The organism is Bacillus sp. ISL-18, assembly GCF_018613415.1.
Taxonomy (GTDB): domain Bacteria; phylum Bacillota; class Bacilli; order Bacillales; family Cytobacillaceae; genus Neobacillus.
The window spans coordinates 102,753-117,658 of sequence record NZ_JAGGQG010000006.1 but is presented as its reverse complement, the minus strand read 5'-3'; the positions used below and the strand labels follow the sequence as shown (position 1 = coordinate 117,658).

At 42.5% G+C, this 14,906-nt stretch carries 14 protein-coding genes and 1 riboswitch; all 14 genes read right to left on the bottom strand.

The features are described from left to right. Positions 1-99: 99 nt before the first annotated feature. Positions 100-1,623, bottom strand: coding sequence for an argininosuccinate lyase (argH, locus tag J7E81_RS09815; RefSeq protein ID WP_215042001.1), 1,524 nt, complete (start codon positions 1,621-1,623; stop codon positions 100-102). 355 nt (positions 1,624-1,978) lie between these two features. Next, complete coding sequence (locus J7E81_RS09810; RefSeq protein WP_215041999.1) at positions 1,979-2,155, bottom strand: hypothetical protein; 177 nt, start codon at positions 2,153-2,155, stop codon at positions 1,979-1,981. Between the two features lie 31 nt (positions 2,156-2,186). Continuing rightward, positions 2,187-3,056: a formyltetrahydrofolate deformylase gene (gene purU / locus J7E81_RS09805; RefSeq protein WP_215041997.1), complete on the bottom strand. Its 870-nt coding sequence runs from the start codon at positions 3,054-3,056 to the stop codon at positions 2,187-2,189. A gap of 131 nt (positions 3,057-3,187) precedes the next feature. After that, a complete protein-coding gene (gene lpdA, locus J7E81_RS09800; RefSeq protein ID WP_215041995.1) occupies positions 3,188-4,588 on the bottom strand; it encodes a dihydrolipoyl dehydrogenase in 1,401 nt (466 codons plus the stop codon). Positions 4,589-4,667: 79 nt separating this feature from the next. Next, positions 4,668-4,973, bottom strand: coding sequence for an iron-sulfur cluster biosynthesis family protein (locus J7E81_RS09795; RefSeq protein WP_215041993.1), 306 nt, complete (start codon positions 4,971-4,973; stop codon positions 4,668-4,670). A 35-nt stretch (positions 4,974-5,008) separates the two neighbouring features. Beyond that, positions 5,009-5,887 carry a lipoyl synthase gene (gene lipA, locus J7E81_RS09790; protein ID WP_215041991.1) on the bottom strand — a complete coding sequence of 293 codons (879 nt, stop codon included), beginning with the start codon at positions 5,885-5,887 and terminating at the stop codon, positions 5,009-5,011. Positions 5,888-5,980: 93 nt separating this feature from the next. Then, on the bottom strand, positions 5,981-7,471 hold the full coding sequence (gene gcvPB, locus J7E81_RS09785) for an aminomethyl-transferring glycine dehydrogenase subunit GcvPB (protein WP_215041990.1): 1,491 nt from the start codon (positions 7,469-7,471) through the stop codon (positions 5,981-5,983). Further along, positions 7,464-8,816: an aminomethyl-transferring glycine dehydrogenase subunit GcvPA gene (gene gcvPA, locus J7E81_RS09780; protein WP_215041987.1), complete on the bottom strand. Its 1,353-nt coding sequence runs from the start codon at positions 8,814-8,816 to the stop codon at positions 7,464-7,466. Before gcvPA ends, gcvPB begins: the two co-directional genes overlap by 8 nt. Position 8,817: 1 nt before the next feature. Then, complete coding sequence (gene gcvH / locus J7E81_RS09775; protein WP_215041986.1) at positions 8,818-9,213, bottom strand: glycine cleavage system protein GcvH; 396 nt, start codon at positions 9,211-9,213, stop codon at positions 8,818-8,820. A gap of 85 nt (positions 9,214-9,298) precedes the next feature. Continuing rightward, positions 9,299-10,411 carry a glycine cleavage system aminomethyltransferase GcvT gene (gcvT, locus tag J7E81_RS09770; protein ID WP_215041985.1) on the bottom strand — a complete coding sequence of 371 codons (1,113 nt, stop codon included), beginning with the start codon at positions 10,409-10,411 and terminating at the stop codon, positions 9,299-9,301. Between the two features lie 11 nt (positions 10,412-10,422). After that, positions 10,423-11,304 carry an L-serine ammonia-lyase, iron-sulfur-dependent, subunit alpha gene (gene sdaAA, locus J7E81_RS09765; RefSeq protein ID WP_215041984.1) on the bottom strand — a complete coding sequence of 294 codons (882 nt, stop codon included), beginning with the start codon at positions 11,302-11,304 and terminating at the stop codon, positions 10,423-10,425. After that, on the bottom strand, positions 11,304-11,816 hold the full coding sequence (locus J7E81_RS09760; RefSeq protein ID WP_215041983.1) for a serine dehydratase beta chain: 513 nt from the start codon (positions 11,814-11,816) through the stop codon (positions 11,304-11,306). Before J7E81_RS09760 ends, sdaAA begins: the two co-directional genes overlap by 1 nt. A gap of 15 nt (positions 11,817-11,831) precedes the next feature. Then, a complete protein-coding gene (glyA, locus tag J7E81_RS09755; RefSeq protein ID WP_215041982.1) occupies positions 11,832-13,082 on the bottom strand; it encodes a serine hydroxymethyltransferase in 1,251 nt (416 codons plus the stop codon). A 226-nt stretch (positions 13,083-13,308) separates the two neighbouring features. Then, positions 13,309-13,412, bottom strand: a riboswitch (glycine riboswitch). An 86-nt stretch (positions 13,413-13,498) separates the two neighbouring features. Continuing rightward, positions 13,499-14,893 carry an amino acid permease gene (locus J7E81_RS09750; RefSeq protein WP_215041981.1) on the bottom strand — a complete coding sequence of 465 codons (1,395 nt, stop codon included), beginning with the start codon at positions 14,891-14,893 and terminating at the stop codon, positions 13,499-13,501. Between the last annotated feature and the right edge of the window lie 13 nt (positions 14,894-14,906).

Here is a 14,906-nt window from a genome sequence, read left to right as displayed (position 1 = left end):
AGGGCTGGTTTCTGGTGGGTGGTGACTTATACGGGCTCCATCTTACTGAAGCCTTCGGTAATAAGATCAGCTTTTTTATGTTTTATTACTCGTCAACCTTTAAGGTTCCATGTCACCCTTTTTACCCCACCTGCTTGTCAGTTGATCAAGTTTTTCCATACAAACCTTCATTCGATTAACCTCCATATGGTGTAAAGAAAGATGGTGTTGTAGACTAGCTTCCCTTTCCACAATGGCCCGCTTCATTTCCTCCGGTGCTGGTCCGCCAGGCAGCGACCGAATTTTAATAAAGTGTTCTGGGTCCATTGCGGTTCGAATGACCTCCTCCGGTAAATTCAACGAAACTCCGACAACTGCTTTTGCCGCCTCATCAACGAGTAGAGATGTGACATGAGTTGCATTCAAGCCTCTGGCCAAGGCAATTTTCAACACCCCGCTGGCAATGGAATGAGCGGTGCGGAACGGGATGTTTGCTTCCCTAAACAGCGTATCGGCTAATTCGGTAATCGTCGCAAAACTCTCTTGGGCCCTTCTTTTTAACAGTGCTTCATTTACTTCAATCGTTCCAACCACCACTTTTGTTAGCCGAAAAACTTGATCAATAAGCTGCAGGCCCTTCCATAAATACTGCTGAAGGTCATCTTCCGTATCGTTTATATCTCCGTATGGTGTGTTATGTAACATTTGAAGTACAGTTTGGGCATTTCCAATTCCGCTTGAGCTTAATGCCCGAATATGCTCAAGTGAAACGGGATTTCTTTTTTGCGGCATAATCGAACTCGTTTGCACATAGGGGTCTGCCACACGGATCGCTGAAAATTCCTGACTGGACCATAAGAGAAGATCTTGCGAAAATCGGCCTAGATTGATAAAGGTTAATTGGATCGCTGTGGCAATTTCTCCTAAATAATCGGCTCCTCCAATTGAATCATAGGCACTCTTGATGATTTTCGGGAATCCTAATAACTCTGCAATCCTTTTTCGGTCAATCGGAAATCCAGTCGTAGTGAAGGCCGCTGCACCGAGAGGACTGGCATTGCATGTATCATAGGCTGCCTTTAATCTTTTTAAGTCACGGTCTAGGACATCGTACATTCCCAGTAAATAATGGGAAAACGTCATCGGCTGGGCCTGCTGCGTATGAGTATGCCCCAGGACAATGGTTTCCTTATAGATATCGATCACACTCAAAAGGGTTTCTTGAAAGGAAAGCAGCGCCTCAATGGCGAGAAGAATCTTGTCCCTAAGAACCATCCTGTACATGGCAACCCCCATATCGTTGCGACTCCTGGCAAGGTGCAAACTTCCACCCATTTCGCCGGCAACGTTCATGATTTGGCTTTCTACCAGGAAAAAGAGATCCTCATATTGTCCATCATAGGTGGACTGAAGAAGTGCCTTCTTATCCAGTGCGTTAATACCATTCAGGATTTGGGATGCTCCACTCACCTCCAACAATCCTTGTTCCACCAGCATAATTAGATGGGCTTTATGGATTTCCAGCATCGGCTCTAGTAAAGTTTGTTTGGCGTGCTCATAAGCAGGTGCCAATACTACCTCTGAGTATGTCGCTCCAGGAAACTTCCGTCCTTCCTTTTTCAAAATGCTCTCTTTGCTATCCAATACAATCCCCCCTAAAAAATCCCTAACATAAATGAAACAAGAGAAAGTGGTTCGCATTCTTTTGTTTATTTTGTTTTACAGCCTTTTACTTTTATAAAAAAAGCATGAACATGTATGTTCATGACAATGGTTGTCCGAAAGACTTCTACTATTCAATTATTCTTATTGGAAATCAATTATAACCATTATTTACTTATCCTTCGGTATTTTCTTAAAACTATAATTCTTTCATTAATCTAACTACTGGAGTCCTGTACCTCAATCGGCAACTAGGATATTTCATACCAATTTCTGAGATAAAAAAAAGCTTGCAGATAACAAATCTTCCGCAAACTTTTTTTCTACTATCCTAATACTACAAACGATTCATCACATTAAATAGTGTATTAATTAAAATACCAACGGCAAATAGCAGCAACATGATATGTATGTAGTTTACGGTATGATTTCGTTTACTTTTGATAAAAAAACAGATCCACAGAATAGCTAATACGAAATGAATAACGCCTAGTACATGTTCATTTTCTGCCAAAAAAACCATCTCCTATCATCTGCCGCTAAACTTATGTAAAAACAATCGTTTTATTGCCATGGACAAGTACTTTATCTTCAACATGCCAGGAAACTGCTTCAGCAAGGACCTTTTTCTCGACATGACGTCCGGCGGTCTTTAAATCCTCAACTGTATAACGATGATTAATCCGTTGGACATCTTGTTCGATGATTGGTCCTTCATCAAGATCATTGGTAACGTAATGAGCCGTTGCTCCGATTAACTTTACACCGCGGTTAAACGCTCTCACATAAGGATTCGCTCCCACAAATGCCGGTAAGAACGAGTGATGGATATTAATGATTTTATTCGGAAAATGAGAAATAAATTTTGGGGAAAGAATCTGCATATACCTGGCCAGGACAATAAAGTCTACTTTCCCTTCCAACAGCTCTAATGCTTTCTGTTCGGCCTCTTCTTTTGTTTCATGTGACATGGGGATATGATAAAAAGGGATGCCATACCCCTCAACAACCGCTTTTAAGTCGGGATGATTACTGATGACCATCGGGATATCTACTTGGATTTCCTTAGACTTCCAGCGCAAGAGAAGCTCATTAAGACAATGGTCTGCTTTGGAAACAAAGATGGCCATTTGCTTTCTTTTGTTGGTACTGCTCAACTGCCATTCTAACTTATAGTCCCGTCCCATTACATGTAAATCCTGTTCTAGCTTCTCAATTGAGGCATCCATGACTTCCATTTCAAACTCAATTCGCATAAAAAATACACCTGAGTGTGGATCTGTCGTATGTTGGTCAAAATGGACAATATTTGCTTTATGTTCTAATAAAAAATTGGTAACTTTTGAAATAATACCAGGCTTTTCTGGACAAGAAATTAATAATTTCGCACGGTTAAGGTTTTCTTTTGTACTCATTCTTCCACCATCCCTTCGCCAATGGTTCATGTAAAATCAATTGATTAGAAGGGCAATCCTTCCAACCTATCAGGAATCCTCTCAGACTGCTAAACTATTTTTGTGAGACGATTATTCTTAATATTTTCGGATTAACCATGAATGGCCTTTCCATCTATAGATAACACTGCTTCACCAATCGCTTCGGATAAGGTCGGATGTGGATGGATCGTATGAGCAATGTCCATAGCAGTTGCATTCAATACACGGGCTAAACCAACCTCTGTGATCATATCCGTTACATGGGGACCGACCATATGGGCTCCTAACAGTTTATCCGTACCTTCTTCAACAACCAGTTTGATGAATCCGTCTGATTCGCCTAATACGAGGGCCTTTCCGATTGCTCGGAATGAGAATTTTCCGGTTTTAACTTGAAATCCGCTCTCCTTCGCTTCCTCTTCTGTGAGGCCAACACTCGCTACTTCTGGACTGCAGTAGACACATTTTGGAACTAGAGTGGGATCAAGCATGTTCGGGTTTTCCCCTGCCATATGTTCAACTGCAATAATGCCTTCATGTGAAGCGACATGAGCAAGCTGTAATCCTCCGATGCAATCGCCAATGGCGTAGATATTGGCTTCTTCCGTTTGATAGAATTCATTTGTTTTGATAAACATGCCTTTCATTTCAACCGCAGTTTTTTCAAGCCCAATTCCTTCTACATTTGGCAGCCTGCCTACTGATACTAAAAGTTTGTCTGCAGAATAGGACACTTCTTTCCCTTTATGCTCCGCCTTAATTGAAACACCCTCGCCTTTTTCAAGCGTTTCTGAAAGAACCCTTGCTCCTGTGACAATTTTTACTCCTTTTTTCTTTAGTAACCGTTGGATTTCCTTTGAAACGTCTTTATCCTCTGTCGGTAAAATACGATCGGCATATTCAAGTACTGTCACCTGTACATCGAAATCTACGAGCATCGATGCCCACTCGATTCCAATTACTCCGCCGCCAACAATGATGATTGATTTTGGCAACGTTTCCATTTCTAAAGCTTCATCTGACGTCATGACATATTTCCCATCCGCCTCCAAGCCTTGAAATGTTCTTGGCCGCGAACCTGTGGCAATTAAAATATTCCGCGGACTTACAATGACATCCCCTTCCTCATTATTTAATTGTATTAAAACATCCTTTGATTCTAGGATACTTCCTTTTCCTTCATATACATCGATTTTTCCTTTTTTCATTAAATGCTGGATCCCTTTAAACAGGCGGTCCTTAATGTCTTCTTTCCTGTCTTGTACCAATGAAAAATCAAGTGCAACTTCTGGAGCGATGATACCAAATGCGCGGGCATTTTTTGTTTGCGCGTATAGTTCTGCACTTCGCAATAAGGCCTTTGATGGGATACATCCGGCATGAAGACATGTTCCGCCGACTTTCCCTTTTTCAACTACCGCCACTTTAAAGCCCAATTGGGAGGCACGAATCGCTGCGACATATCCGCCGGGTCCCCCGCCGATGATCACAATGTCGTATTCTTTTGTCATGTTCATTTCCCCTTTTTCTATTGTCGATGAAATCTAAAGGAAAGCTATAGGTAAAAAAGGTGAATCTCCCAGCCTCCAATTAATCGAGCTCGATGGCACAAGAACTCGAGGTAAAGCTGTCTCCGACTAGGAAACCCTGTTCGTCTTGATAATCAATTTCGGTTTCTTCATCTAAATATCGTTTTGTGAAGCGATCCATTCGAAGTTGGATCCCTTCGATTTCCATACATAAATCGTTTCGACGCGGTTCATCAAACAGAATCGAAAACTTAACGGTTATCCCGCATCCGCCTGCTACTTCGGCATCAATCCGAGGGATTCCCTCGTTAATCTCAGCCAATTCTTTTAATTTGTCTATGGCTGCTTCCGTCATTTTTATTATCATAGGACCTCACTTCTCCTATCGCTTTGTGACCTTCCTTACGCGTTGGCCTTTGCTGCATGCACCTGTTCATCTGCGTGATAGGAGGAGCGAACAAGTGGACCGGCTTCGCAGTGACTAAATCCTTTTGACATCGCAATTGATTTTAGTTCAGCAAACTCTTGTGGACTCCAATATTTTTGGACCTTTAAATGATGTTTAGTAGGCTGTAAATATTGGCCGATTGTCATAATATCGACCTGGTTCTGGCGAAGATCATCCATCGTTTCGATTATTTCCTCTTTTGTTTCGCCAAGACCAATCATAATGCTTGATTTGGTTGGAATCGCGGCATTGAGCTCCTTTGCGCGGCGCAAAAACTCAAGGGACCGTTCGTAAGTAGCCCTTGCTCTAATTTTTGGTGATAACCGTTTTACTGTTTCAATATTGTGATTTAAAATGTCGGGCTTCGCATCCATTAAGGCTTTTAAGTTGTCGTATTCCCCATTCATATCGGATGGTAGAACTTCAATACTGCAAAATGGATTACGACGTCTGACGGCTCTGACGGTTTCCGCAAACACTCCCGCTCCTCCGTCTTTTAAATCATCGCGGGCCACAGCTGTAATTACCACATGCTTTAACCCCATCTGCTCCACAGATTCAGCGACGCGCTCTGGCTCTTCCCAATCCAACTCTGTCGGCAGCCCCGTTTGAACTGCACAGAATCGGCAAGCCCGTGTACATATACTGCCTAAAATCATAAAGGTTGCTGTTTTTCGTGATGCCCAGCATTCATGAATGTTCGGACATTTGGCTTCTTCACAGACTGTGTGGAGCTTTTTTTCACGCATCATCGTTTTTAAGCCTGTATATTGTTCATTCGTATTTAATTTAATCTTGAGCCAATCTGGTTTACGTACATACTCGGTGGCCATCTAATTCACTCCTATGAACGGAACTTATTCTCAATCTTGATTTAATAGAAAATCATCTGTGCAGCGTATCGCTTGCACAGATGGAGTTTCAGTTTATGCGTTTACCGTTTCTTTTTCTTTCACGGCAGATGCCTCTTTTGTATAACGTAAAATCGGTTGTCTGGCTGCCTGTACTTCATCCAATCGGCCAATCACCGTTGTATGTGGTGCCTCTAATACAATGCCTGGGTTTTCCTCTACTTCTTTGGCAATTTGAATCATTACATCAGCAAAGGCATCCATCGTTTCCTTTGACTCTGTTTCCGTCGGTTCGATCATCAAACACTCCTCCACATTCAGTGGGAAGTAAATGGTAGGCGGATGGTAGCCAAAATCGAGCAGACGTTTGGCCATATCCAGTGTTCTTACCCCTAACTTTTTCTGTCTTGATCCGGATAACACAAATTCATGCTTGCAGATTTGTAAATACGGTGCTTCAAAATACGGCTCAAGCTTCTTGCGAAGATAGTTCGCATGAAGAACGGCGCCTTCCGATACTTGACGTAACCCTTCAGGTCCCATGGTGCGAATATAGGTGTACGCGCGTAAGAGAATTCCGAAGTTCCCATAATAGCCTTTCACACGACCAATCGATTGAGGCTGGTTATAATCTAACGCATATTGATCCTCTGCTTTGACTACTCGTGGAACAGGTAGAAACGGAATCAGTTTTTCTTTTACCCCGACAGGACCAGCACCCGGGCCACCGCCGCCGTGTGGTGTCGTAAATGTTTTATGAAGATTTAAATGGACGATGTCAAAGCCCATTGTACCAGGCGTTGTTTTTCCTAAAATCGCATTCGCATTTGCACCGTCATAATATAATAAGCCGCCTGCTTCATGAACAACATGAGCAATTTCCACGATTTCCTTCTCAAACAGACCGAGCGTATTCGGATTTGTCAGCATCAGGGCAGCTGTATTATCATCCAGATGTTTCTTTAATTCTTCCAGGTCGACTAACCCTTGCTCATTGGATGGAATCGTTATCGTTTCATAACCAGCAACCGATGCGCTTGCAGGATTGGTTCCATGAGCGGAGTCCGGAACAAGGACTTTTGTTCGTACTTCCCCTTTTTGCTTATGATAGGCTTTGACCATCATTAATCCTGTCCATTCCCCTTGTGCTCCTGCTGAAGGCTGTAATGTCACTGCATCCATTCCTGTGATAACAGCTAGTTCTTCCTGTAATTCATATAAAACTTCTAATGCGCCCTGTACCGTTTCAGTTGGCTGGTATGGATGAATACGGCTAAACCCTTCCAAACGGGCTACATCTTCATTAATTTTTGGGTTGTACTTCATTGTACAAGAACCAAGCGGATAGAAACCGTTATCGATCCCATGGTTTTTATTCGAAAGGGCTGTATAATGGCGGACAAGCTGCAGTTCTGATACCTCCGGAAGTTCTGCCGGCGTTTCTCGAATTAAGTGTTTCGGAAGTTTTTGCTGAAGCTCGATCTTTTCTACATCACATTCCGGAAGGCTTGAACCAACGCGTCCTTGACGACTAATTTCAAAAATAAGATCATTATATTCAACCATTTACAACAGCCTCCAGTACCTCGATCAATTGGTCAATCTCTTCTTTTGTCCTCTGCTCGGTTACAGCGATCAGCATATGATTTTCAAAGCTATAATCACTCGCTAAATCGAAGCCGCCGATAAATCCCGCCTCAAGCAATTTTGCGTTAACCTCTTTCACCGGAAGAGGAAGTTCGACTACAAATTCATTAAAGAATGGCGCATGATTAGTAATCACAAAGCCTTTATTTTGCAAGCATTTAGCCATATAATCGGCTTTTTCAAAGTTTAGCTGGGCCATTTCACGAATTCCCTGCTTTCCAAGTGCACTCATACAAACAGCAGAGGCAAGTGCATTTAAGGCCTGATTGGAACAAATATTGGATGAAGCCTTATCACGGCGGATATGCTGTTCGCGTGCTTGAAGGGTTAGGACAAAGCCGCGCTGCCCTTTCTCATCTGTCGTTTGTCCAACAATTCTTCCAGGGATTTTTCGCATCAATTTCTTACTTACAGCAAAATAACCACAATGCGGACCGCCAAATGACATTGGGATTCCTAATGGCTGCATATCCCCGATCACGATATCTGCTCCAAGCTTACCAGGAGCTTCAAGGAGTGCGAGTGCCAGTGGATTGGAACTTACGATGAACAATGCACCATTTGCTGCGGCGATTTTCTTCAATTCAGCCAAATCTTCAATCGAACCAAAGAAGTTTGGATATTGAACAATAATAGCAGCTGTCCCCTTATCGATTTGTTCAGCCAAATTTTTTAAGTCAGTCACATCATTAGCAAGATTCAATTCTTCTACTGTATACCCTTGTCCGCTTGCCACCGTATTTAAGATAGCCCGTGATTCAGGATGAACGGCCTTTGAAACAAGTACCTTCGAGCGTCTTGTAGATGAAACAGCGAGTGATGCCGCTTCTGCAAGTGAGGTAAACCCATCGTACATCGAAGAATTGGCGACATCCATTCCTGTCAACTCACAAACCATGGTTTGAAATTCAAAAATCGCTTGTAATTCTCCTTGGCTGATTTCCGGCTGATAGGGTGTATAGGCAGTATAAAATTCGGATCGTGAAATCATGTGGTTCACAACACTAGGAATGTAGTGATCATAAGTTCCAGCACCCAAAAAGGTTGGATATTGGTTTGCATTCTTGTTTTTGGAAGCGAGCCGATTCATTTTTTTCAAAAGAAGTGGTTCAGGGTCAGCTTTTGGTATATGTAACTCCCCTTGGAGTTGAATTTCAGCTGGAATGTCCTCAAACAATTCAGCGATAGATGACATATTTAAAAATGCGAGCATTTCCTCTTGATCTTGTTTCGTATCAGGGAGATATCTGTAAGTGGATGTCATTCTATTCCTCTCCTCCATTGATAAATGCTAGATACTCAGTTTCAGATAAAAGGGATTCCAATTCTTCTGGACTGGACATTTCCACTTCTACTAACCAGCCTTTGCTGAATGGATAGGCATTAATGGTTTCTGGGGCGTCTTCTAACTCATCATTAATCCGAACCACTGTTCCTGAAACTGGTGCGTAAATTTCAGAAACCGCTTTAACCGATTCAATCGTTCCCATGGATTCATCCGCAGTTACGTCATCCTCAACTTGTGGACTTTCCACAAATACGATATCTCCTAACTGTTTTTGGGCATAATCAGAAATTCCAATTCGCACTCGATTTCCATCTAATTGTAAAACCCACTCATGTTCCTTGCTATATAGTAAGCTTGCAGTCGCGTTTGTCATTGATTATACTTCCTCTCATTTTTTAAATTCGTTTGTTAATTCCCAATCAAATCAATCGAGTAGAAAAACACATTCTGATAGTCTATTAACCTCTTTTATAAAATGGTGTTTTCACCACAATCGCATCAATCAGCTTATTTCGGATTTCCACTTTTAACGGTGTTCCTACTGGACTATGTTCTGCAGAAATAAGTGCCAGACCAACGCTTTGCTTTAAAGTAGGTGATTGAGTTCCAGATGTCACAACACCTATCTCTTCCCCACCCTCTGAAAATACCTTATAACCATGACGCGGTATGCCTCGTCCAGTAACTTCAAGCCCAACTAATTTGCGTGTTAATCCTGCTTCTTTCTGGGCTAAAAGGGCGGCTTTTCCGATAAAATCACTTTCTTTTTTCAGTTTCACGGCGAAGCCGATTCCTGCTTCAAGCGGACTAATATCACCTAATAGTTCTTGACCATAGAGTGCTAGACGAGCTTCTAAGCGAAGTGTGTCACGTGCACCAAGTCCACATGGCTTTAAGCCGTCCTCACTGCCTGCTTCTAAAAGTTTTCCCCAAAGAGTTTCCGCTTGATCAGCGGCTAAATATAGCTCAAAACCATCTTCTCCTGTGTAACCCGTCCGGGATAAGAGGACATCCGCTACACCGGCAACAGCCACATGTTGGGCAAAATAAAAGGAGCCTATTTTGGATAGATCTGTACCAGTTAGCTTTTGCAAGATCCCTTCCGCTTTTGGACCTTGAATGGCAAGCTGGGCGGTTTCATTCGAAATATTTTGAAGCGTCATCTCTCCTTTTGCCTGTTTCTGCATCCAGTTGAAATCTTTCTCAATGTTGGCGGCATTAATGACGAGTAAATATTTTTCATTATCTAGTTTGTAGACTAGTAGATCATCGACTGTTCCGCCGTCTGGATAGCACATGGCTGTATACTGTGCTTGATTGATGGCAAGCTTTGTCACATCGTTGGTGACAAGGTAGTTGATGTAACTCTCTGCATCTTTCCCCTCAACAAGCACTTCACCCATATGAGAGACATCAAAGAGTCCTGCTTTGGTTCGGACCGCCTCATGCTCATCTAAAATGCTTGAAAACTGGACTGGAAGTGCCCAGCCGCCAAAATCGATCACCTTCGCTCCATATTTTCCATACGTTTCGAAAAGTGGTGTTTGCCTTAATCCTGTTTCCGTACTCATCCTGTTTCCCCCTATGATTTCCTGCAGAATAGTCGTTCTTTTACTTGTTTACCAGTTTCAGTCGTTGCCAGTCCGCCGAGTGCGGTTTCACGCAGTGTCCGAGGCATTTCTTTTCCAACCCTATACATGGCTTCTATAACTTCATCACAAGGAATACGACTCTCAATCCCAGCAAGGGACATGTCAGCTGCTGAAAAAGCGATGGAGGTTCCGATCACATTCCGCTTAATGCAAGGAACTTCCACAAGTCCTGCTACTGGGTCACAAACCAAACCCAAAAGTGACTTCATCGCTATCGCCGTTGCATTTACAGCTTGCTGTGGTGTGCCCCCTTTTAGCTCAACAATGGTTCCGGCGGCCATGGCCGTTGCCGAACCGACCTCCGCCTGGCACCCCCCGGCTGCTCCGGATATGAAGGAACGGTTCGCGATGACATAACCGAGCATGCTTGCCGTAAACAACCCCATGACTAACTCTTTAAACGGCGTCCCATCATTTTTATGAAGTGAAAACAATACCCCTGGCAAAATGCCGGCTGCCCCTGCAGTTGGCGTTGCTACAATGACACCCATTCGCGCATTGTTTTCTGAGGTAGCCAACGAAAAAGTCATTGCATTGCTAATATAATTTCCTGACAAGGATTTACCTTGATTCATATAATCATTCATCTTTACGGCATCACCGCCGGAAATTCCGCTAGGGGCGGCTGAAGAGTCCTTTATACCGCACTCAACCGCTTCTTTCATTTTGAGCAGCCGTTCTTCCATCATGCCAATAATGGTTTCTCGGTCTTTGCCTGATCTTTTTACTTCCATCATCAACATCATGTCACCAATGGATCTATGTTCCCTTTCACAAGCATCGATCAGCTCTCTCATCGATTGAATTTCCATTATTTTGCCCCCATCAGTTGTTTCCTTTTCGGTTGATAATGACGAGCAAGAGTGGCAAAATCATCGCCGGCACTCAAACGGATATCGACCATTTCGTCGTTAATCATAAAGATTTTCGATAAACCGCCACCTAGTGATACGCCGCCCACTTTTACAACATGTTCCTCCCATTTTGCTGTTACAATTGCTATATTTGGATGGTCATAATACTCACAGTCCTCTGCAAATTCGAACCTGTACTCCATCCCATCCTTTTTAGCCCAATCTAATGAATTTTTTATTCGTGAATCATCCGTATCCATCCCAAGTAATCCGCCAAGAAGTGCTTTATCAGTTCCATGACCTTGATAGGTTTCAGCAAAAGAATCATAAAAGACAATATTTGCTTCCTGCGGACAGTCTTCCAATAATTCGTATATAAATTTTCCGATTGATACGACACCGGCTGTATGAGAACTTGACGGCCCCACCATAATCGGACCGATTATGTCAAAACAACTTTGAAATTCCATTCAAATGCCCCTTTCTTATACGGTGATGGCTTGTTCAAATAACGGGAAAGCGTCACAAATGGTTTTCGTTGTTTCCTTTGCTTTCTCAAGCACGACTTGGTCCCCTTTACTCTTTAGAACAGATGCAATGACTTTTCCGATTCTCACCATTTCGTCCTGCTTCATACCCCGTGTCGTTAAAGCCGCTGTTCCCATCCGGATACCGCTTGTCACAAACGGCTTTTCTGGGTCATAAGGAATCGTATTTTTATTAACGGTGATGCCAGCTTCTTCTAATAATTTTTCGGCTGCTTTTCCTGTTAAGTTCCATGGACGTAAATCTACAAGAACAATATGGTTATCTGTTCCACCTGAGACAAGGGCTGCCCCTTCATTTTTTAATGTCTCGCCAAGTGTGGCTGCATTATCAATAACTTGTTTTGCATATTCCTTAAAGCTTGGCTGCAATGCTTCTTTAAAAGCAACCGCCTTGGCTGCAATAATGTGCATGTGCGGACCGCCTTGGATCCCTGGGAACACTGATTTGTTAATCGCTTTAATGATTTCTTCGTCATTTGTTAAAATAATTCCGCTCCGCGGGCCCCTTAAAGTTTTATGAGTAGTGCTCGTTACAACATCCGCATATGGAACCGGCGACGGATGTTGTCCGGCTGCAACAAGCCCGGCAATATGGGCCATATCGACCATTAGCTTTGCGCCAACTTGATCAGCAATTTCTCTAAAGCGCGCGAAATCAATCTCTCTTGGGTAAGCACTAGCCCCGGCAATAATCAATTTTGGTTTTTCTTTATTTGCAATTGCTTCTAGTTCATCATAGTCAATCAATTGAGTATCCTCTCTAACGCCATAGGAGACAATGTCAAACCATTTTCCTGAAACACTTACAGGGCTTCCATGAGTTAGGTGCCCCCCTTGTGAGAGATTCATTCCCATCACTTTATCACCAGGCTGAAGCAGTGCGAAGAATACAGCAAAATTGGCCTGTGCACCAGAGTGTGGTTGGACATTTGCATATTTGGCGCCAAAAAGTTCCTTTACGCGGTCTATTGCTGTTTGTTCTGCGACATCGACCACTTCGCAGCCGCCATAGTAGCGCTTCCCTGGGTAGCCTTCCGCATATTTATTGGTCATCACACTTCCCATTGCTTCTAACACATCAGGGCTCACGAAGTTTTCAGATGCAATCAACTCCAATGTTTGAAGCTGGCGCTGCTGCTCATTCCTTATTGCTTCAAAAATAGTTGAATCATTTTGTTGTAATCCCATTCCTACTCCTCCTTGAATATCGCTCAAACTACCCTTTCATGTGTCAAAATGGAAAATGGAACTCTTATTTTCATTATCCATACACGATTTTTTTGCACGCAAAAAAGGACAGAAGAAGGGTAGCTTAAAAGCTCTTTGTCCCTTCTCTGTCCTTTTACCTGAGAGTTTAGTTCTGTGAAGAACATCCCCTTTGGTGGCATCTCTTATTATGCGCTCTCCAGAGTTGCGTCCAGCTGTGGTTCCATCTACCTGAGAGATTTATTCCAAGGGTTTTTTTGGAACTTGCTCCTTCGGTGGCGTGTAAATCTTGCACTCTCCCACAACTGTCATCCGCTCTATTTTTTTGTTATTTTCAGAATAGTTGTTAACGTAATCCAAGTCAAGTGTTTTTTTGAAAACGATAACAAAAATTTACGTTACGGTTTAATATCTACTATCGTTTCCTGATTTACTTGATCATCCTGGTTTGCTTTCATACTCCGTATCTTATAAATGCCAATTAGCATAATAAACCAGACTGGAGTAACAAATAAAGCAATACGAGTATCTTCTGCAAGAGCAAGCACAACAAGAACAAAAGCTAGGAAAGCAAGTATTAAGTAATTAGAAAATGGATATAGCGGCAATTTAAACTGGTTGACTTTTGCCAAATCCGGTCTAGTTTTACGGTATTTTAAATGGCTGATGACCGTAATTCCCCAAATAAAGATGAAACATACAGTAGAGATACTGGTGATTAGGGTAAATACTCCCTCTGGCATAACATAGTTCAATATCACAGCAATTAGAATCACTACAGTAGAAAAGAACAATGCATTTGAAGGTACTTTTCGTGAAGTAAGTTTTGCAAATGAGTCAGGAGCATTTTTATCTTTTGCAAGTGAGTATATCATCCGGCTAGTACTGAAGACCGCGCTGTTACAGGCTGAAGCCGCGGATGTTAGGACGACAAAATTGACAATACCAGCAGCAGCAGCGATGCCAACTGCTACGAAAACTTGGACAAATGGGCTCTTCGCTGGATTTATCGCGTTCCAAGGATAAATGCTCATGATGACCACTAGCGCACCAAGATAGAAAAGAAATACTCGAATGGGGATATTATTGATTGCCTTTGGAATCACTTTTTCCGGATTTTCGGTTTCACCTGCAGTAAGTCCCACAAGTTCAATGCCTACAAAGGCAAAAACGACCATCTGGAAGGAGAGTACAAATCCATTGATTCCATTCGGGAACATGCCGCCATGTTTCCACAAATTCGTGAAAGCAGAAGGTCCTGAATTCGTTGAGAAGCCTTTAAAAATCATGAAAATACCAACCACAATCAGGGCGATAATTGCGATGACTTTAATTAAGGCAAACCAGAATTCCATTTCACCAAAAAGTTTAACGGTTGTAAGGTTCATAATTAATAAAATCACAAGAGCAATTAATCCTGGCATCCACTGCGGAACATTGGGAAACCAATATTGGGTATAGAGACCAACTGCTGTTAAGTCTGCCATAGCAATAGAAATCCAGCAGAACCAGTAGGTCCAGCCAGTGATAAAGGCTGCCATATTACCTAAATAGTCTCTTACAAAGTCAACAAAAGAATGATAGTCCAAATTGGATAAGAGAAGTTCGCCAAGGGCGCGCATGATTAAAAAACAAATGGCCCCCGTAATTATATAAGCAAATAAAATCGATGGTCCTGCTAAATGAATAGATTTTCCTGCACCAAGAAATAATCCCGTTCCGATGGCTCCACCAATAGCGATTAGTTGTACATGCCTGTTTTTTAGGCCTCTTTCCAATTTTTGTTCTTTCATTCGATTTCCCCCT

Bases quoted from the DNA above. Each gene is read 5' to 3' on its own strand.
- gcvH (WP_215041986.1), bottom strand. From the start codon at position 9,213: ATGACAAACGCGACTGCAAGCTTACTATATAGCAAGGAACATGAGTGG.
- gcvT (WP_215041985.1), bottom strand. From the start codon at position 10,411: ATGAGTACGGAAACAGGATTAAGGCAAACACCACTTTTCGAAACGTAT.
- gcvPB (WP_215041990.1), bottom strand. From the start codon at position 7,471: ATGGTTGAATATAATGATCTTATTTTTGAAATTAGTCGTCAAGGACGC.
- J7E81_RS09750 (WP_215041981.1), bottom strand. From the start codon at position 14,893: ATGAAAGAACAAAAATTGGAAAGAGGCCTAAAAAACAGGCATGTACAA.
- J7E81_RS09760 (WP_215041983.1), bottom strand. From the start codon at position 11,816: ATGGAATTTCAAAGTTGTTTTGACATAATCGGTCCGATTATGGTGGGG.
- lipA (WP_215041991.1), bottom strand. From the start codon at position 5,887: ATGGCCACCGAGTATGTACGTAAACCAGATTGGCTCAAGATTAAATTA.
- purU (WP_215041997.1), bottom strand. From the start codon at position 3,056: ATGAGTACAAAAGAAAACCTTAACCGTGCGAAATTATTAATTTCTTGT.
- glyA (WP_215041982.1), bottom strand. From the start codon at position 13,082: ATGGGATTACAACAAAATGATTCAACTATTTTTGAAGCAATAAGGAAT.
- gcvPA (WP_215041987.1), bottom strand. From the start codon at position 8,816: ATGACATCCACTTACAGATATCTCCCTGATACGAAACAAGATCAAGAG.
- J7E81_RS09795 (WP_215041993.1), bottom strand. From the start codon at position 4,973: ATGATAATAAAAATGACGGAAGCAGCCATAGACAAATTAAAAGAATTG.
- lpdA (WP_215041995.1), bottom strand. From the start codon at position 4,588: ATGACAAAAGAATACGACATTGTGATCATCGGCGGGGGACCCGGCGGA.
- sdaAA (WP_215041984.1), bottom strand. From the start codon at position 11,304: ATGGAAATTCAATCGATGAGAGAGCTGATCGATGCTTGTGAAAGGGAA.